This window comes from Candidatus Lariskella endosymbiont of Epinotia ramella (assembly GCF_964019805.1).
Classification (GTDB): Bacteria; Pseudomonadota; Alphaproteobacteria; order Rickettsiales; family Midichloriaceae; genus Lariskella.
This window is the reverse complement of the sequence record NZ_OZ026472.1, coordinates 278,106-293,860: the sequence shown is the minus strand read 5'-3', so window position 1 is coordinate 293,860 and position 15,755 is coordinate 278,106. Positions and strand designations below refer to the sequence as shown.

The 15,755-nt window shown below is 34.2% G+C and carries 17 protein-coding genes; 8 read left to right on the top strand and 9 right to left on the bottom strand.

What is annotated here, in order from left to right; translation table 11 throughout:
* The first annotated feature begins 61 nt into the window (after window positions 1–61).
* The gene (locus tag AACL20_RS01265; protein WP_339051889.1) at window positions 62–1,147 is read left to right on the top strand and encodes an IS481 family transposase; all 1,086 of its coding nucleotides are present in this window, start codon (window positions 62–64) and stop codon (window positions 1,145–1,147) included.
* Between the two features lie 35 nt (window positions 1,148–1,182).
* On the opposite strand, the gene AACL20_RS01260 is transcribed toward AACL20_RS01265, so the two are convergent.
* Together AACL20_RS01260 and AACL20_RS01255 are read right to left on the bottom strand one after the other, a co-directional pair.
* Window positions 1,183–1,581: a hypothetical protein gene (locus AACL20_RS01260; RefSeq protein ID WP_339052334.1), complete on the bottom strand. Its 399-nt coding sequence runs from the start codon at window positions 1,579–1,581 to the stop codon at window positions 1,183–1,185.
* Window positions 1,582–1,749: 168 nt separating this feature from the next.
* Window positions 1,750–2,136 (bottom strand): hypothetical protein, encoded by a 387-nt coding sequence (locus tag AACL20_RS01255; protein ID WP_339052333.1) that lies wholly within the window; start codon window positions 2,134–2,136, stop codon window positions 1,750–1,752.
* 587 nt (window positions 2,137–2,723) lie between these two features.
* Here AACL20_RS01255 and AACL20_RS01250 point away from each other — a divergent pair.
* The 3 genes from AACL20_RS01250 to AACL20_RS01240 all read left to right on the top strand — a co-directional run bounded on the left by AACL20_RS01250 (window position 2,724) and on the right by AACL20_RS01240 (window position 6,117).
* Window positions 2,724–3,176, top strand: a complete 453-nt coding sequence (locus tag AACL20_RS01250) for a hypothetical protein (protein ID WP_339052332.1) — start codon at window positions 2,724–2,726, stop codon at window positions 3,174–3,176.
* A 506-nt stretch (window positions 3,177–3,682) separates the two neighbouring features.
* A complete protein-coding gene (locus AACL20_RS01245; protein WP_339052331.1) occupies window positions 3,683–5,467 on the top strand; it encodes an ABC transporter ATP-binding protein in 1,785 nt (594 codons plus the stop codon).
* A gap of 11 nt (window positions 5,468–5,478) precedes the next feature.
* Window positions 5,479–6,117: a CatB-related O-acetyltransferase gene (locus AACL20_RS01240; RefSeq protein WP_410519926.1), complete on the top strand. Its 639-nt coding sequence runs from the start codon at window positions 5,479–5,481 to the stop codon at window positions 6,115–6,117.
* 62 nt (window positions 6,118–6,179) lie between these two features.
* On the opposite strand, the gene AACL20_RS01235 is transcribed toward AACL20_RS01240, so the two are convergent.
* Window positions 6,180–7,265: an IS481 family transposase gene (locus AACL20_RS01235; RefSeq protein WP_339052329.1), complete on the bottom strand. Its 1,086-nt coding sequence runs from the start codon at window positions 7,263–7,265 to the stop codon at window positions 6,180–6,182.
* Between the two features lie 176 nt (window positions 7,266–7,441).
* Window positions 7,442–7,948, bottom strand: a complete 507-nt coding sequence (locus AACL20_RS01230) for a hypothetical protein (protein ID WP_339052328.1) — start codon at window positions 7,946–7,948, stop codon at window positions 7,442–7,444.
* A 939-nt stretch (window positions 7,949–8,887) separates the two neighbouring features.
* Between AACL20_RS01230 and AACL20_RS01225 the strand changes: the two genes are divergently transcribed.
* Window positions 8,888–9,247, top strand: a complete 360-nt coding sequence (locus tag AACL20_RS01225) for a DUF2793 domain-containing protein (RefSeq protein WP_339052327.1) — start codon at window positions 8,888–8,890, stop codon at window positions 9,245–9,247.
* A gap of 22 nt (window positions 9,248–9,269) precedes the next feature.
* The gene (locus AACL20_RS06865; RefSeq protein WP_410519913.1) at window positions 9,270–9,599 is read left to right on the top strand and encodes a phage head closure protein; all 330 of its coding nucleotides are present in this window, start codon (window positions 9,270–9,272) and stop codon (window positions 9,597–9,599) included.
* Between the two features lie 21 nt (window positions 9,600–9,620).
* Here AACL20_RS06865 and AACL20_RS01220 read toward each other — a convergent pair.
* Window positions 9,621–10,441 (bottom strand): IS5 family transposase gene (locus AACL20_RS01220; RefSeq protein ID WP_339051669.1). Its coding sequence is split into 2 segments (ribosomal slippage): window positions 9,621–10,054 and window positions 10,054–10,441, totalling 822 coding nucleotides; the frame shifts between segments, so codons are not numbered across the junction.
* On the opposite strand from AACL20_RS01220, the gene AACL20_RS01215 reads away from it, so the two are divergent.
* Entirely contained in the window at window positions 10,440–10,904 is a 465-nt protein-coding gene (locus AACL20_RS01215) for a hypothetical protein (RefSeq protein WP_339052326.1), read from the top strand. The genes AACL20_RS01220 and AACL20_RS01215 overlap by 2 nt on opposite strands.
* Before the next feature lie 533 nt (window positions 10,905–11,437).
* On the opposite strand, the gene ftsH is transcribed toward AACL20_RS01215, so the two are convergent.
* The 4 genes from ftsH to AACL20_RS01200 form a co-directional block, all read right to left on the bottom strand.
* Complete coding sequence (ftsH, locus tag AACL20_RS01210; RefSeq protein WP_339052325.1) at window positions 11,438–13,381, bottom strand: ATP-dependent zinc metalloprotease FtsH; 1,944 nt, start codon at window positions 13,379–13,381, stop codon at window positions 11,438–11,440.
* 389 nt (window positions 13,382–13,770) lie between these two features.
* Window positions 13,771–14,625: a pyruvate, water dikinase regulatory protein gene (locus AACL20_RS01205; protein ID WP_339052324.1), complete on the bottom strand. Its 855-nt coding sequence runs from the start codon at window positions 14,623–14,625 to the stop codon at window positions 13,771–13,773.
* A gap of 4 nt (window positions 14,626–14,629) precedes the next feature.
* On the bottom strand, window positions 14,630–14,755 hold the full coding sequence (locus AACL20_RS06860; protein WP_410519912.1) for a hypothetical protein: 126 nt from the start codon (window positions 14,753–14,755) through the stop codon (window positions 14,630–14,632).
* Window positions 14,755–14,913 (bottom strand): hypothetical protein, encoded by a 159-nt coding sequence (locus AACL20_RS01200; RefSeq protein WP_339052323.1) that lies wholly within the window; start codon window positions 14,911–14,913, stop codon window positions 14,755–14,757. Before AACL20_RS01200 ends, AACL20_RS06860 begins: the two co-directional genes overlap by 1 nt.
* Between AACL20_RS01200 and AACL20_RS01195 the strand changes: the two genes are divergently transcribed.
* Window positions 14,912–15,732 (top strand): IS5 family transposase gene (locus AACL20_RS01195; protein WP_339051669.1). Its coding sequence is split into 2 segments (ribosomal slippage): window positions 14,912–15,299 and window positions 15,299–15,732, totalling 822 coding nucleotides; the frame shifts between segments, so codons are not numbered across the junction. The two genes, AACL20_RS01200 and AACL20_RS01195, sit on opposite strands and share 2 nt — an antisense overlap.
* Window positions 15,733–15,755: the final 23 nt, after the last annotated feature.

The following is a 15,755-nucleotide window of genomic DNA, read 5'->3' as shown; positions in this document are numbered from 1 at the left end:
ATTAGTCGATATTTTATCTTACATTTGGTAAACTAAATTAGTTATTAAATGGAGATAAGCAATGAACTTAAATCAAAAAATAATCAAACCTAAAATTGGTTTACTTGAATTGGCCAAAAGCCTTGGTAGTATATCATCTGCATGTAAGGCAATGGGTTATAGTAGAGATAGCTATTACAGATTTAAAGAACTATATGAAACAGGAGGAGAAGAAGCGCTATACGAAATAAGTCGTAAGAAGCCAATAATGGCTAATAGAGTAGATCCTAATGTAGAAAAAGCAGTAATTGATATGGCGATAGAGTACCCAGCATATGGACAACTTAGAGTATCAAATGAGCTGAAGAAGAGTGGTATACTTGTCTCACCTGGTGGAGTCAGGTCAATTTGGTTACGTAATGATTTAAATAATATCAATAAAAGATTGAAAGCATTAGAAGCTAAGATGGCCCAAGATGGTATTATTTTGACTGAAGCACAGCTGCAAGTACTAGAGAAACGTAGTAATGAAAAAGAAGCACATGGAGAAATTGAGACACAACATCCAGGTTATCTAGGTTGCCAAGATACATATTATGTAGGAAATTTCAAAGGGATAGGAAAGGTTTATGCTCAGGTGTTTATTGATAGCTACAGTAGATTTGCTGATGCTAAACTGTATACTGAAAGAACTGCAATTACTGCAGCTGATATGCTAAATGATCGAGTGTTACCATGGTATGAGAGTCAAGGGATACCAATGCTTCGTATTCTTACAGATCGTGGAGGAGAATATAAAGGGAATATAGAGCACCATGCTTTTGAGTTATTTCTCAGTATAGAAGGTATAGAGCATACTACAACTAAAGCATATTCACCTCAGACTAATGGTATGTGTGAACGTTTTAATAAAACTATGAAACAAGAATTCTTTGATACAGCTATGCGTAAAAAGATTTATACAGCATTAGATGATTTGCAATTAGATCTTGATATTTGGTTAGAACATTTCAACAATGCAAGACCTCATTCTGGTAAATATTGTTATGGAAAAACTCCTATGCAAACTTTTTTGGATAGTAAAAAGTTTGCTGTGGAAAAGAATAATGAAATCTTGTATCTCAGTTACATATCTGACAGTCAAAACTTAACTGACAAGCAGATATAAAATTTATAACTGTCTGTAAGATCAAATATTGACTTCTACACTTTAAATAGGTTATGCAAGAGGTCTATTGAATTCCAAAACTGTTTATCTATGTAAATGCTTTTTAGTTCTACTTCTGGTCTTTGTATTCCCATGCTTATTTTATCTCGAATGACTGGGATTTCACTATATTTCACTTGACTATCTGCGTTTGTTGTAGCATTACTTGCGAGATTTTTATTTATTCTAATTTCAAGCGTTTTAGGAGTTTGCGGCCTTTCTTGATGTATGTCTGAGATATTTTGTTTTTCTTGTGTTATTTTGAGTGTTATTAAAGAATCTGTTAATTGTTCCACTTCTATTTGAATGGCTCCGTTAAAGATTGAGTGTCTTCCTTGGCGCGTTAGTACTATTTCTCCAAAATTTGTTTGAATTAGAGTTTCGCCATTTTGCATTTCTTTCGCCAAGCCTTTGAAACTTGCACCGTTTTGCAGATTTTTGAAGCTGTCTGAGATTGTAACGATACTACTTGTGTCAATATTAATCTTTCCGGTATCAGATACTTGTAATTGTGCGTTTATAGGCGTCGTTGTGTGCATTTTATTTTAGTAAAAATGGTTTTACTAGTTGAGATGTAAGTTTCCTACTTCAATAAAGCTGGACATTATACTGTAGCTTATACAAAATGTAAGCGGTATAATTAAATTATCATCTAGCATTCTACTTGCGAGGTATAACTCAGCAAATGTGGTAATGATGATTGAAACAAGCAGTACAGCTATAAATTGTAGATTAGTGTTATTGTATAATATTGCAGTAGGAAAGACAGCAAAAATCGATGCTATAAAAAATGCACATGTTCCTTCTAAAGTTTTCTCTCTTATCTTATATTTGCCATATGTCTTCCCTATAAGTGCTGCTGCAGAATCCGCAACTGCTAGTATGAAGAATGCCATAACAAATATAATTTTTGGTACGAATGTTATACATATGACTGCGCCTAAAAGCAAATAACTTGCTCCGCTTATTCTTTCGTTTTCATGTTCTCTAAATATTGAGGATATTCCTGTAATATTTATGAGGTTTTTAAATATGCTGGAGTCTTTTAATACCCTCAGTCTTAATAAATCGAATATTAAACATAGATTTAATATAATGATAAATATAATGATAGAAGTGGAAAAATCGGTTAACATATAAAAGATAGGTATCAAAACCGATGTCATGTGTACAGATTTTCTTATTACCTCTTTTTTGAGTGATCTATTCATTTGAGCTACTAGAATTTTTAGTGTTTCTCGTGATTACAATGATTCGAAATTTGGAATATTAGTTAAATATAGACGAAGATTGTTTGAAGAAAAGTATTTTAGAATATAGGTTGCACTTTCCTTATTTCTGCATACTCTAGTATATCATATATATATAAAGGAAAGAGATGTAGTAATAAATCTATCGTATGTCATATGTAACCTGAGTGGTCGATTAATAACTCGTGTTACCTAAAACAGATATATAACAACAAAATTCTATGAACTATTATTACTACATGTTCTTTATTGCCTCAATAGCATGCCTGGTTACTATAGGATTTTATATGCTAGTTGTGTATCTTTATAGGATGTATAGCGCAAAGCAAGTGGACAGAGCTATACAGTCGATAAGGTCATCGTCACAATATTTGTCAGAGCAAGGAAAGAAAAAAAATGGTAGCGAAGGTAAGTCTTCTAAAATGCGTGATGTAAAACTTGAGAATGCTGAAAAGTCTGTAGTAAAATCAGAAGATATGTTATATGACATAGAGCAGACTCAAGGTGTCACTAAGTATGACCCACATATGGAAAAAGGCAAGGTTCAGGTGGAGGTTAGCGAAAAGATTGTAGGAGTGGTAGAGCCAAAGGGATTTTGGTCAAAATTTATAGCTTCACAAAAAATAGGATATATTCTCGCTAGAATGAGTATGCAAACTGCTGCGGAAAATGGGTTTTGGGTTAATTTGATAAAAGCACAATCTGCATCTCGTGGAAAAAATCAAGGAAAGGGGCGTTAGTAGCTGAAGTAGTTGCTATAAAATATTTATAGATCAGTTATAGCGCATTTGATTGCAGAAATCGTCACGCGGCGCTTTGGGAGACACTCATAAATTAGATAATATTCAAGGAATTCTACTTCCTTTCGAATAGTAGAGAAATATAGCGATGATATATACAGCCGGTAAATGAAGAGTTGGTATTGAACTTGCGCACATAATGAAGTGAGACTTCAAAAAGCGCGAGGTAGTATATAATCAATACATAACTAGCATCTTTAAGGCGCTAATTTTGAAAAGTATGACTATTATACATATTCACTGCATCACCTCTAGCTAATTTTGAATATTTATAAATAAAACTTGTATTTTATAAATCGTTTATTTAATTACTTATGGAGATATTGCTGAATATGGTGATCTTTAATCGTTTGATTTTTTTATATTATCATTCAATAAAGCGCCAGAATTTGTAATGAGATTATATTTTAAATAGATTATGTAGTATTTTTGCGGAGGTAAAAGTTGTGGTAGACAGAGGGAAGATATTGCCAAAAACACTTTTTCCATTCATATGGTATTTTTTGCGAGAATATCAATCTATAGTACTGGTTTTTGTTTTACTGGTTTTTGCTGCAGGGTTTTGGGGCCCATTTAACAGCATACTTGTGAAGCATGTAATCAATCTTCTTCCGCAAGTGAGTGATGGCGATGTATCAATTCTCTACTTCCCTGCCAGTCTAATTGTTTTGAATTTTATCGTGTTTGATAATTTTACTTGGCGTGGAGTTGGATATATAAGCTATAAGTATCGTGGAGTTATCAAAACAAAGATTGTTAAGACAACATTTGAACATGTAATTGATGGTTCACATCAATTTTTTCAAGATAATTTAGCAGGACGTCTTTCAAATCAGATTACTACTCTTGCAGATAGTATCGAAATGATTTTGCATAGGATTTCAGTTGATTTTATAAGAGGTACCTCGTTGCTGCTGATGTCTTTTGTAGCAAGTTTTAGCGTGAATCCAACGTTTTGTTACATTTTGCTCATGTGGTTTATTTGTTTTTCATCGTTTAGCGTTTGGATGTCGAAACGCTTAATCACACTTGCTGATTGCCATGCTGCAAGTGAATCTTCAGTATCTGGTCAGTTGGTTGATGCTATTTCTAATCACGCCAGCATTCGCATTTTTTCGCGCAAAGTTTTTGAACTTGCTAGAATGGATGATTTCTTTAGAAAAGTCTTGAAAGCGTCTAGACAAAAAGAAGGGTTTATAGTGATCCTGCATACCACTCAAGGTGCAATGATTGCAGCTATGATGTGTTTTAGTGTTTATTTTCTTATTTATTTTTATAAACTGGGAATTGTGAGTGTTGGTGACTTTGCTCTTATTTTAGGTCTTTTTATGGAACTAGGGCATATGATGTGGTATACAATGTCTCGCGTTGATGATTTCAATCAGGCTTATGGAAAGTGTAAACAAAGTCTGTCGGCTTTAATAATGCTTTTGGAAATTCAAGATAAACCAAATGCAAGCATTTTGCAGTGCAATCGTGGTCAAATAATCTTTGATAATGTTAAGTTTAATTACAAGGGGAATGAGACTCTTTTTCAAAACGAATCTGTTGAGATACTTCAAGGCCAGAAGGTGGGGCTTGTAGGCTATTCTGGTAGTGGAAAATCCACTTTTGTGAATCTAATACTTAGGCTTTATGATGTAATAGATGGTGCTATTCTCATAGATGGTCATGATGTTGGAGACATAACACAAGAGTCGCTACGTACAAGTATTGCTATGATTCCACAAGATCCAAGTCTTTTTCACAGGAGCTTGATGGATAATATTCGTTATGGTTTGATTGATGCAACTGATGAAGAAGTGATAAAAGCGGCTAAAAAGGCTCATGCACATGAATTTATTATAAAGCTCCCGCAAGGTTATAATTCACTGGTTGGGGAGCGTGGTGTTAGGCTTTCAGGTGGGCAGCGTCAACGCATCGCAATTGCAAGAGCAATTCTGAAAAATGCACCAATTCTTATTTTAGATGAAGCAACTTCACAGCTCGATTCGGTAACAGAAAGTTTTATTCAAGAAAGTTTATGGGAATTGATGAAAGACAAAACAACGATTGTAATAGCGCACCGCTTATCTACCCTGCTGCGTATGGACCGCATACTCGTCTTCGATCGAGGTCGGATTATAGAGGATGGTGCGCACAATAAATTACTTGCAAAGAACGGTCTCTACAGGCGGTTATGGAATGCACAAGTCGGTGGATTTTTAGGTGATGAGAAATACGAAGATTAAATATGGCTAATATGGCTGAGCAAAGATATCCTAACCCTAATACAGTGTATCCAATAAATGGTATAACACGAACTGTATATCTTAAAAATATCATTAATAATCCGCAAATTATAGTTGGTGACTATACATACTATGATGACCCTGATGATGTATATAATTTTGAGAACAATGTGCTTTATCTCTTTGAGTTCATTGGAGATAAGCTAATATTTGGTAAGTTTTGTCAAATAGCAACAGGTGTTCGGTTTATTATGAACGGAGCTAACCATGCGATGAGTGGAATCTCGACATATCCTTTTAAAGTTTTTGGTGGAGATTGGAAAGAGAAAGATCCAATGCATGTGGTAAGCAGAGGAGATACGATAATTGGGAACGATGTTTGGATCGGAAATTCTGCTACAATTATGCAAGGTGTAGAAGTTGGTGATGGTGTCATAATTGGCAGCAACAGTACAGTGACAAAGAGTGTGGCACCTTATACGATTGTTGGTGGCAATCCAGCAAGGGAAATTCGCAGGAGATTTAATGAGGAAACAATAGAGTTTTTATTGAAGCTTAAGTGGTGGGATTGGTCAGTAGAAAAAATTACAGAACACCTAGATCTTATCACAAGTGGAAATATTGATGGATTAAAAGCAATTTATGACTAAATAACTCGAATTGTCGATTAATTGTAGAAGTCAAGATTTGATCTTACAGACAGTTATAAAATTTATATCTGCTTGTCATTTAAGTTTTGACTGTCAGATATGTAACTGAGATACAAGATTTCATTATTCTTTTCAACAGCTAACTTTTTACTATCCAGAAAAGTTTGCATAGGTGTTTTTCCATAACAATATTTACCAGAATGAGGTCTTTCATTGTTGAAATATTCTAACCAAATATCAAGATCTAATTGCAAGTCATCCAATGATGTATAAATCTTTTTACGCATAGCGGTATCAAAGAATTCTTGTTTCATAGTTTTATTAAAACGTTCACACATACCATTAGTTTGAGGTGAATATGCTTTAGTTGTGGTATGCTCTATACCTTCTATACTGAGAAATAACTCAAAAGCATGATGTTCTATATTTCCCTTATATTCTCCTCCACGATCTGTCAGAATACGAAGCATCGGTATCCCTTGACTCTCATACCATGGTAACACTCGATCATTTAGCATATCAGCAGCAGTAATTGCAGTTTTGTCAGTATACAGTTTAGCATCAGCAAATCTACTGTAGCTATCAATAAACACCTGAGCATAAACCTTTCCTATCCCTTTGAAATTGCCTACATAATATGTATCTTGGCAACCTAAATAACCTGGATGTTGTGTCTCAATTTCTCCATGTGCTTCTTTTTCATTACGGCGTTTCTCTAGTACTTGCAGCTGTGCTTCGGTCAATATAATACCATCTTGGGCCATCTTAGCTTCTAAGGCTTTCAATCTTTTATTGATATTATTCAAATCATTACGTAACCAAATCGATCTTACTCCTCCAGGAGAAACAAGTATACCACTCTTCTGCAGCTCATTTGATACTCTAAGTTGTCCATATGCTGGGTACTCTATCGCCATATCAACTACTGCTTTTTCTACTGCAGGATCTACTCTATTAGCGATTATTGGCTTCTTGCGACTTATCTCGTATAGCGCTTCTTCTCCTCCTGTTTCATATAGTTCTTTAAATCTGTAATAGCTATCTCTACTATAACCCATTGCCTTACATGCAGATGATATACTACCAAGGCTTTTTGCCAATTCAAGTAAACCTAGTTTCGGTTTGATGATTTTTTGATTTAAGTTCATTGATTATCTCCATTTAATAACTAATTTAATTTACTAAATGTAAGATAAAATGTCGACTAATACAGATTAATAACATAAGTGTATTCCCATTTCTTAAGCAATGACAATGATTAGTCCATCCGCCAAAAATTGCTTTGCTACGCAACTAAATTTTTTGCGGATGGACTATATAAGACTTATGACTGTAATGCTATATAATCAAATATAGAATCCATTTTTGTTACACCGTTGACGTCAATGAGCTCTAACTCTAAATAATCTTCAACAATTGTGTTATGATATAAATTATCATCCTGATATTTTTTATATGACTCATACTTCGTGTCATACTCTTTACTAATGGAAACACATGTTACGCTTTTAGCTATTCTAGATACAGCTTCTGTGCCAGCTATAGTAGCAACAATATTAGAATTTTGTTTAATATTATTACAGCATTGCACTAGTTTATATATTATAAATCCAGCAAGGCTAATGGCCGCAATAGCCATAACAATCTCTATAACCTCTTTAGCACTTTCTTTAGCGCTTGTCTCAGCATCTTCTGGCAATACCTCTTGCAAATCTTCTAACTTTCTATGATATTTATTTAATTCTTTATAATATCCTATATTCTCCAAATCATTCACAGCTATATCTATATGATCATAAATTTTAAAATCAATATTTGTAGAATTTAACATAGTATTACTTTTATTAGCCAGAAACATCATCATAAATCCTCATAAGTAATAGTTATATTCAAGTTATTAGTAAATGCTATAAGCAAGGTATTATAAATTTTTCAAAACACTACAAAGAATGTGTTTCAAAATAACCGCTTTAATAAATACGATCACTATCTCTAAAACAATAGAAGTTAGTCATATAAAGCAAAAACTAAGCTTACTCTCATATGAATATCTGTTCATAAAACCACATTAGATACGACAAAATCACTTGCTAAAAACTCTAAACTTATTGAAATACAAAATAACATATTTCAAAAATCTAAGCGTGATACATCTTTATGTTATCATTAAAAATAGAATATTTTCAAATAAATTACACATATACTTATCATTTTATGAGAAATAAATAATTAATATCGCCAATACATCTGGCAATATAACAAAATTTGCAATTTTTAGAAATATCTTAATATAATTTCAATTTATATTGTATTCTTCCAGACTCACACTTTATACTATACCTCTAATAAAGGAAGAGTTGGTACTTTAATGATGCGCACATATGAAAGTTAGAGCTATGCAGTGCCGGCAAAGTCACTTGAGCAGACTCCTTTGGCCTGATTTTTAAATTATTACTTCGTTAATTTCTTCGCAAATATATATAGAGAAATGAACTGGCACTCTAAAAAATCATGCTCTTCAAATTCATGCGCGTGCACTTACTTAAGCGCAGTGCCTAAGAGGTGCAATTAAAAGTATGATGAGTATATAACATTGCTGAACATATCACTTTCTGATACTTACTTTTCAAAAACAGCTAATTGATTGAAATATAGATTTTCAACAATTTTTATGCCACTTTGCCGGCAACGCCTACTTATGCAGATATCAAAATATCTTAGTTATTTTCTAAAAACAGTATTAATACTAAATATTAAGAGTTACATCACTATGAAAGATTATGTATCCAAAAGACTAGAGCTAATATTTTTAGCGCAGAATCAAGCTCAAAAAGAGTTAGTAGCAAACGAAAATTTTCAAAAGATGGAGTGTTTGATTAATAATGGCATTATTTCCACTACTATGACATCACCACCTATAAATCCTAAATACTCAGATTTATATCTACTATCAGATAACAGCTCCGGCGAATGGAAAGGGGCAGATGGAAAACTCGCTTTTTTTACTAATAAATGGAATTTTATAACACCAACTCCAGGAATGATTTTTGCAGTTCTAGATGAAGAAAAAATCATTTTCAGAACAAGACATCACACATGGAAAGGAATGACAATCACTGAGATAAAATAACAAAATTAAATATTATAACAACATGCTACAACCAAAATTTTGTAAACTGAATAAGCGTATCATACTAGAATCTTATCATGAGCAATATGACGATATGTATGAGTCATTTAAACCAAACTGCGCATTTCGTTATAAGATATGGGCAAATATTACACCAATTGGTTTTAAAGAAACATATCAATTTGGAAGAGTTGAACAAAAATATTCTCATCAAATACTAACAAGATATATAAAACTTCCAAATCTCCGTATTATGGCAATTTATCAACAGAGAATCTTCCATGTTCTTTACTATATTGATTATCAAGAAAATAAAAAGTTTCTCACATTGTTTGTAGAAGAGGTATTATAATAGACCTCTTGCATAACCTATTTAAAGCTCAAAGTTATAGATACCAGCAAGTAAATTAAACCTTAAACCGAATCGTTTTCTTCTGTTCCTATAACGATCAGCGATAATTTTAAATCGTTTGATCATGCCTATGACGTTTTCATTTAAAACACGTTCACTAGACAATTGACGATTTTTCTTTTTATCTTTCCTGCTTAGTGGTCGCTTTTTTGTCTTTTTCTTTGGTAACTCTGAATTATAATGCAACTTATCAATGCCTTGATAACCAGTATCTGTAAGAACTTTAATCTCAGGGTGGATGTGAACTCCGGATTCTTTAAATAACCTGAAATCATGACGCTTGCCATTAGAAAAATTAGTGCAAATGATTTCTTTTTTCCTTTTATCCACAATAAGCTGAGTTTTTAGAGTATGTCGCCTCTTTTTTCCCGAATAAAAGTGCTTCTGTTTTTTTTAGGTCGTTCTATCGGTGTTTCAGTAGCATCAATTAACACAAGTTCGTATTCAGAATCGCTTTTTAGTAATGCTTTACGTCCAGGTAGTGAAAATCGTTTATCTTTAATTAGAGTATCTTCAATCCAACGTATATTACGATAACAGGCACTTTCACTTATTCCATAACTGCGGGAAATATGAAAATATGTCCTGTATTCACGCAAGTACTCAAGCGTCATGAGTAATCGATCTTCTAAAGCCAATTTATTGGGTTTTCCACCTTGAGACTTTAAAATAGCTTCAGCTTCTTTTAATATACTTAGTATAACTTCAAACGTTCCTCGTTTAATGCCAGTAAGCCTGCGAAACTCTTCTGCGTATTCATCTTTGATGTTTTCAAACTTCATGTTATCCTTGATAAAATCAAGGATTTTAATCAATTTATATGGTTATGCAAGAGGTCTAATGGAGTACTTTGAAATAATACAACGAACTATAATAAAAAATATTCGCTTCAGCAGAACTGATAATGAAGAACTACTACCTGAGATATACTCTTATGTTCCAGAGAATGCAAAATACCCATTTATCAGATTATCAGACTTTCGCTCGCTTCTTGTTCAACATGCAGATCAAACATTCACACAATGCAAAGTAGCACTTGAAGTATTCTCAAATCACAAAAACAATCTAGATTGCGCTAGCATAATGACAAAGCTTCAATACATCTTGCAAAGCCTCAGCTTTTTTAGCAATAAATATGAATTTAGCAACCCTAAAATTGCAACTTCATCTATAAAACAACTAAATACATCAATTTGGCACGGAGAAATATTGCTTTCAGTTTATGTGCTAGAAAATTCAGTGTAGGTACCAGAATCTCTTATATGGTATAAGGAAGTTGAAGATGTTATATATTGTAAGCTCTAATTTTAGATTTTAAAATTCAAGCTATACACCCATTCTATAATATTTTCAATTATACGCATCAAAAATCTCAGAAGCTATGGTAAATTAAGTTGTAGTTTGCGTATATACATAGATATGCGTTACACTCAAAGGAAAATAGCATCCTCATACAGCGAAGATTTCCGGAAAAAGCAATAACACATATATGTTTTGGTTCAATTCTTGAATGCGCAAACCTCAGCTCAATTTACTATATATAAAATAGCGCTTAAAGCGTCAAAATAGTGTTTTAAATCCGTAAGGAAATATTATAATAAGCGCAAAAACCTTACGGATTTTATGAAAATATTTGCAGCATAGTGCCAATTAATATATCCAAAAATTAGCTCAGGGCAGATCTAAAAGATAATTTTTGTACATTTAACTTCTCCACAACAATTTATTTGCGCAGCAAATCAATTGTTGACGGGTATATAAAAAGATGCCGAAGCTAACTAAGCTTCCTGGGGTCTTTGCCTGCTGGTACTTCCAACACCACTAGTAGGTGCAGAACCTAAAGGACCATTACCATCTGCAATCGGAACAGAAGGCTCAATAACACTATCATCATTGTAATCCTCTCTCTGCACAGGTTTACCTTCGATTAAACCTCTAATCTCATGACCAGTAAGAGTTTCATACTTTAACAATGACTTTGCTATAGAGTGCAGCTGATCTATGTTTGAGGAAATTATATCATGCGCGACTCCATATGCACTATCTATCACTTTCTTAATTTCCTGATCTATCTTCTTCGCTAGTTCTTCTGAAATATGAGTACTACGTCCCATGCTATAACCTAAGAACACCTCCTCTTTATCATCACCAACAAGAATAGGCCCTATCTCATCGCTCAGACCACAATGCATTACCATATGACGCACTATCTTAGTCGCAGCTTTAATATCGCCACCAGCACCTGTTGTCACTTTTTCATAACCAAAAATCAACTCTTCTGCAATACGTCCACCCATTGCAACCGCAATATCAGCCTTTAACTTCTCCCTGGTAACAGAAAACCTATCGTCCTCAGGCAATCTTATAGTAACACCAAGCGCTCTACCTCTAGGGATTATAGTCGCTTTATGCACAGGATCAGAAGCGGGCAAATAGCAAGCTACCAGCGCATGCCCAGCTTCATGATATGCAGTAAGAGCTTTCTGCTCATCTGTCAGAGCCATAGATTTTCTCTCAGCACCCATCATAACTTTATCTTTGGCAGATTCGAACTCATTCATAGTAACCATCTCACGCCCAATCCTCGCGGCAAGTAGCGCAGCTTCATTCACTAAATTCTTAAGGTCAGCTCCAGCAAAGCCAGGAGTTCCTTGAGCCAGCACTCTGGGATTTACATCAGGCGCAATAGGAATATTACGCATATGAACTTTCAGTATCTTCTCACGCCCCTGCACGTCTGGAGTTGGCACTGTAATTTGTCTATCAAACCTTCCAGGCCTTAGCAACGCAGGATCAAGCACATCAGGTCTATTTGTAGCTGCTATCACTATGATTCCGTCATTTTCAGCGAAACCATCCATCTCTACAAGCAACTGATTCAATGTCTGCTCGCGCTCATCATGACCACCTCCCACTCCTGTACCACGATGTCTTCCAACAGCATCAATCTCATCAATAAATATTATGCAAGGCCCCTGTTTCTTAGCTTCGGAAAACATTTCGCGCACGCGACTTGCACCAACACCCACAAACATCTCAACAAAATCAGAACCTGAGATAATAAAAAATGGCACACCAGCTTCTCCAGCTATAGCCCTTGCCAAAAGCGTCTTACCAGTACCAGGAGAACCTATTAGCAAACAACCTTTTGGAATTCTAGCACCCAGTTTCTGAAATTTCATAGGATCTTTTAGGAAGTCAACTATCTCCTGCAGCTCAGCTTTAGCTTCCTCAATGCCAGCAACATCAGCGAAAGTCACTTTGTTTTTCGCATCCGAAATTAGCCTCGCTTTAGATTTTCCAAACCCAAGCGCCTTGCCACCACCACCTTGCATATTTCGTATGAAGTATATCCAAACTCCAACCAATAACAAAACAGGAAACCAAGAAAGCAGTATATTAAACAGATAACCAAAAGAACTTTCTGTAGGAACAATCTCTATTTTCACCTTACTCTCAGCAAGTTGGTCTATTAACCTTGGATAAAAATTAGGTGCAAGCGTTGAGAATCGCTGCCCGTTTTGATAACGACCATCTATTACATTGCCTTTTATGCCAACCTCACTAACAGCACCTTCATGAACTTGCTCAAGAAAATATGAAAAAGGGACCCGCTTACCACTCAGCGCAGCATCATCCAGCAAATTATATAGCATCAGCAAAACGCCGACTATCACAAGCCAGATCAACAAATTATTCCTGTTATTTCTTAATTGTTTCATCTAATACCTAACGACCATCAACTCTAGTAAATACAAATAAATTAATTCCTATCACACTTAAAGAAATTAGTTATACGAAAACAGTAGCTCTAAACAAATTAAATCAACTCAGCAAATTTGACTCAATACAAAGCATCAGCTATGAACATACACTACAATATGCGAACCAATGTCAGCTCGCATCATTATAGCTAAATATTTATAAATACAACAGCTTTTATAACAAATGATTCAAACAAAAAATTATTTACAAATAAGCTTTACTCTTCAAATTGTAATATAGAGCAATACAAATTCTAAAGACTGAATCTTCAAAAACTTCAGCAAGCAACAAAGAGCCATATATAAAATGATATATTATTCTCTGATAAAACTCATTATAAAGCTGATCAAACTTTCATTCTATGATCTCCTCTTTTTTGACAATATAAGTTTATCACCTCAGCAGCAATTTCTTCAACAGCTTTCCTTGTTACATCCACTACAGGTATGTTGAACTGTGAAAATATTTTCTTAGCATATCGCAACTCATCTTTTATATCAGCTAAACTAACATAAACATCATCTTCTTCAAGCAAGCAAGAACCAGCTCTCAGTGCTCTATTAGACCTAATCTGCGCAAGCATATCTGCCGATATCATAAATCCAACTATAACCGGCTTTTTTATAGCTGCCAATTGAATTTCTAAGTTTTTCACAATCGGAATATTCGCAGTCTTAAACCCGCGCTGAGCCAAATACAAAGCAGTTGGAGATTTTGAAGTCCTAGAAATTCCAAGCAATAGTATATCAGCATCGTCATAGTCATCTGAAACCTGTCCATCATCATGCTGAACAGTATAGTTTATCACATCTATTCTCCGATAATAGCTCTCATCAAGTACTTTATATTTCCCTGGCGCACCAGTTATAGGTGTCTTTATTCCTAAAACACCAGCAATAGCTTCAAAACACTGCTTTAGTAAGAATATAGAAACAACACCTATTTCGCGACACCGATGCTCAAGATAATCCCTGAGCTCTTGATCTGTGACTGTATAAAAAACTACTCCGTTATCTTGTTGCTTTATCTGGTCAATCGCGTCATCTATCTGAGTTTTTGATCTAACAAGTGTCCATATATACTCTTCTATAGCGGCAATATCACAAAACTGAGCAATGACAGCTTTACTAACCGACAAAACAGTTTCGCCAGAGGAATCTGAAATTAAGTAAATCGCAACGCTCTTTTTTTCACTAAACATCATGCTATAAATCTAATTGCTCTGCTATTATACTCAATTTATTATTATAAGTACGCTCAATTATTCCAGCTAGTTCAAGTTCAATAATAAGAAGATTAAAAATATGTCGTGGGATATTCGTTACCGCCATCACATCTTCAATATGTGTTGGACTAAAAGAAAGAGAAGATAACAAGAGTCTTTATCAAAGATTGTGTAAATTATAGTAGAGCCTATATTTGGAATTAATAGACCTCTTGCATAACCATATAAATTGATTAAAATCCTTGATTTTATCAAGGATAACATGAAGTTTGAAAACATCAAAGATGAATACGCAGAAGAGTTTCGCAGGCTTACTGGCATTAAACGAGGAACGTTTGAAGTTATACTAAGTATATTAAAAGAAGCTGAAGCTATTTTAAAGTCTCAAGGTGGAAAACCCAATAAATTGGCTTTAGAAGATCGATTACTCATGACGCTTGAGTACTTGCGTGAATACAGGACATATTTTCATATTTCCCGCAGTTATGGAATAAGTGAAAGTGCCTGTTATCGTAATATACGTTGGATTGAAGATACTCTAATTAAAGATAAACGATTTTCACTACCTGGACGTAAAGCATTACTAAAAAGCGATTCTGAATACGAACTTGTGTTAATTGATGCTACTGAAACACCGATAGAACGACCTAAAAAAAACAGAAGCACTTTTATTCGGGAAAAAAGAGGCGACATACTCTAAAAACTCAGCTTATTGTGGATAAAAGGAAAAAAGAAATCATTTGCACTAATTTTTCTAATGGCAAGCGTCATGATTTCAGGTTATTTAAAGAATCCGGAGTTCACATCCACCCTGAGATTAAAGTTCTTACAGATACTGGTTATCAAGGCATTGATAAGTTGCATTATAATTCAGAGTTACCAAAGAAAAAGACAAAAAAGCGACCACTAAGCAGGAAAGATAAAAAGAAAAATCGTCAATTGTCTAGTGAACGTGTTTTAAATGAAAACGTCATAGGCATGATCAAACGATTTAAAATTATCGCTGATCGTTATAGGAACAGAAGAAAACGATTCGGTTTAAGGTTTAATTTACTTGCTGGTATCTATAACTTTGAGCTTTAAATAGGTTATGCAAGAGGTCTATT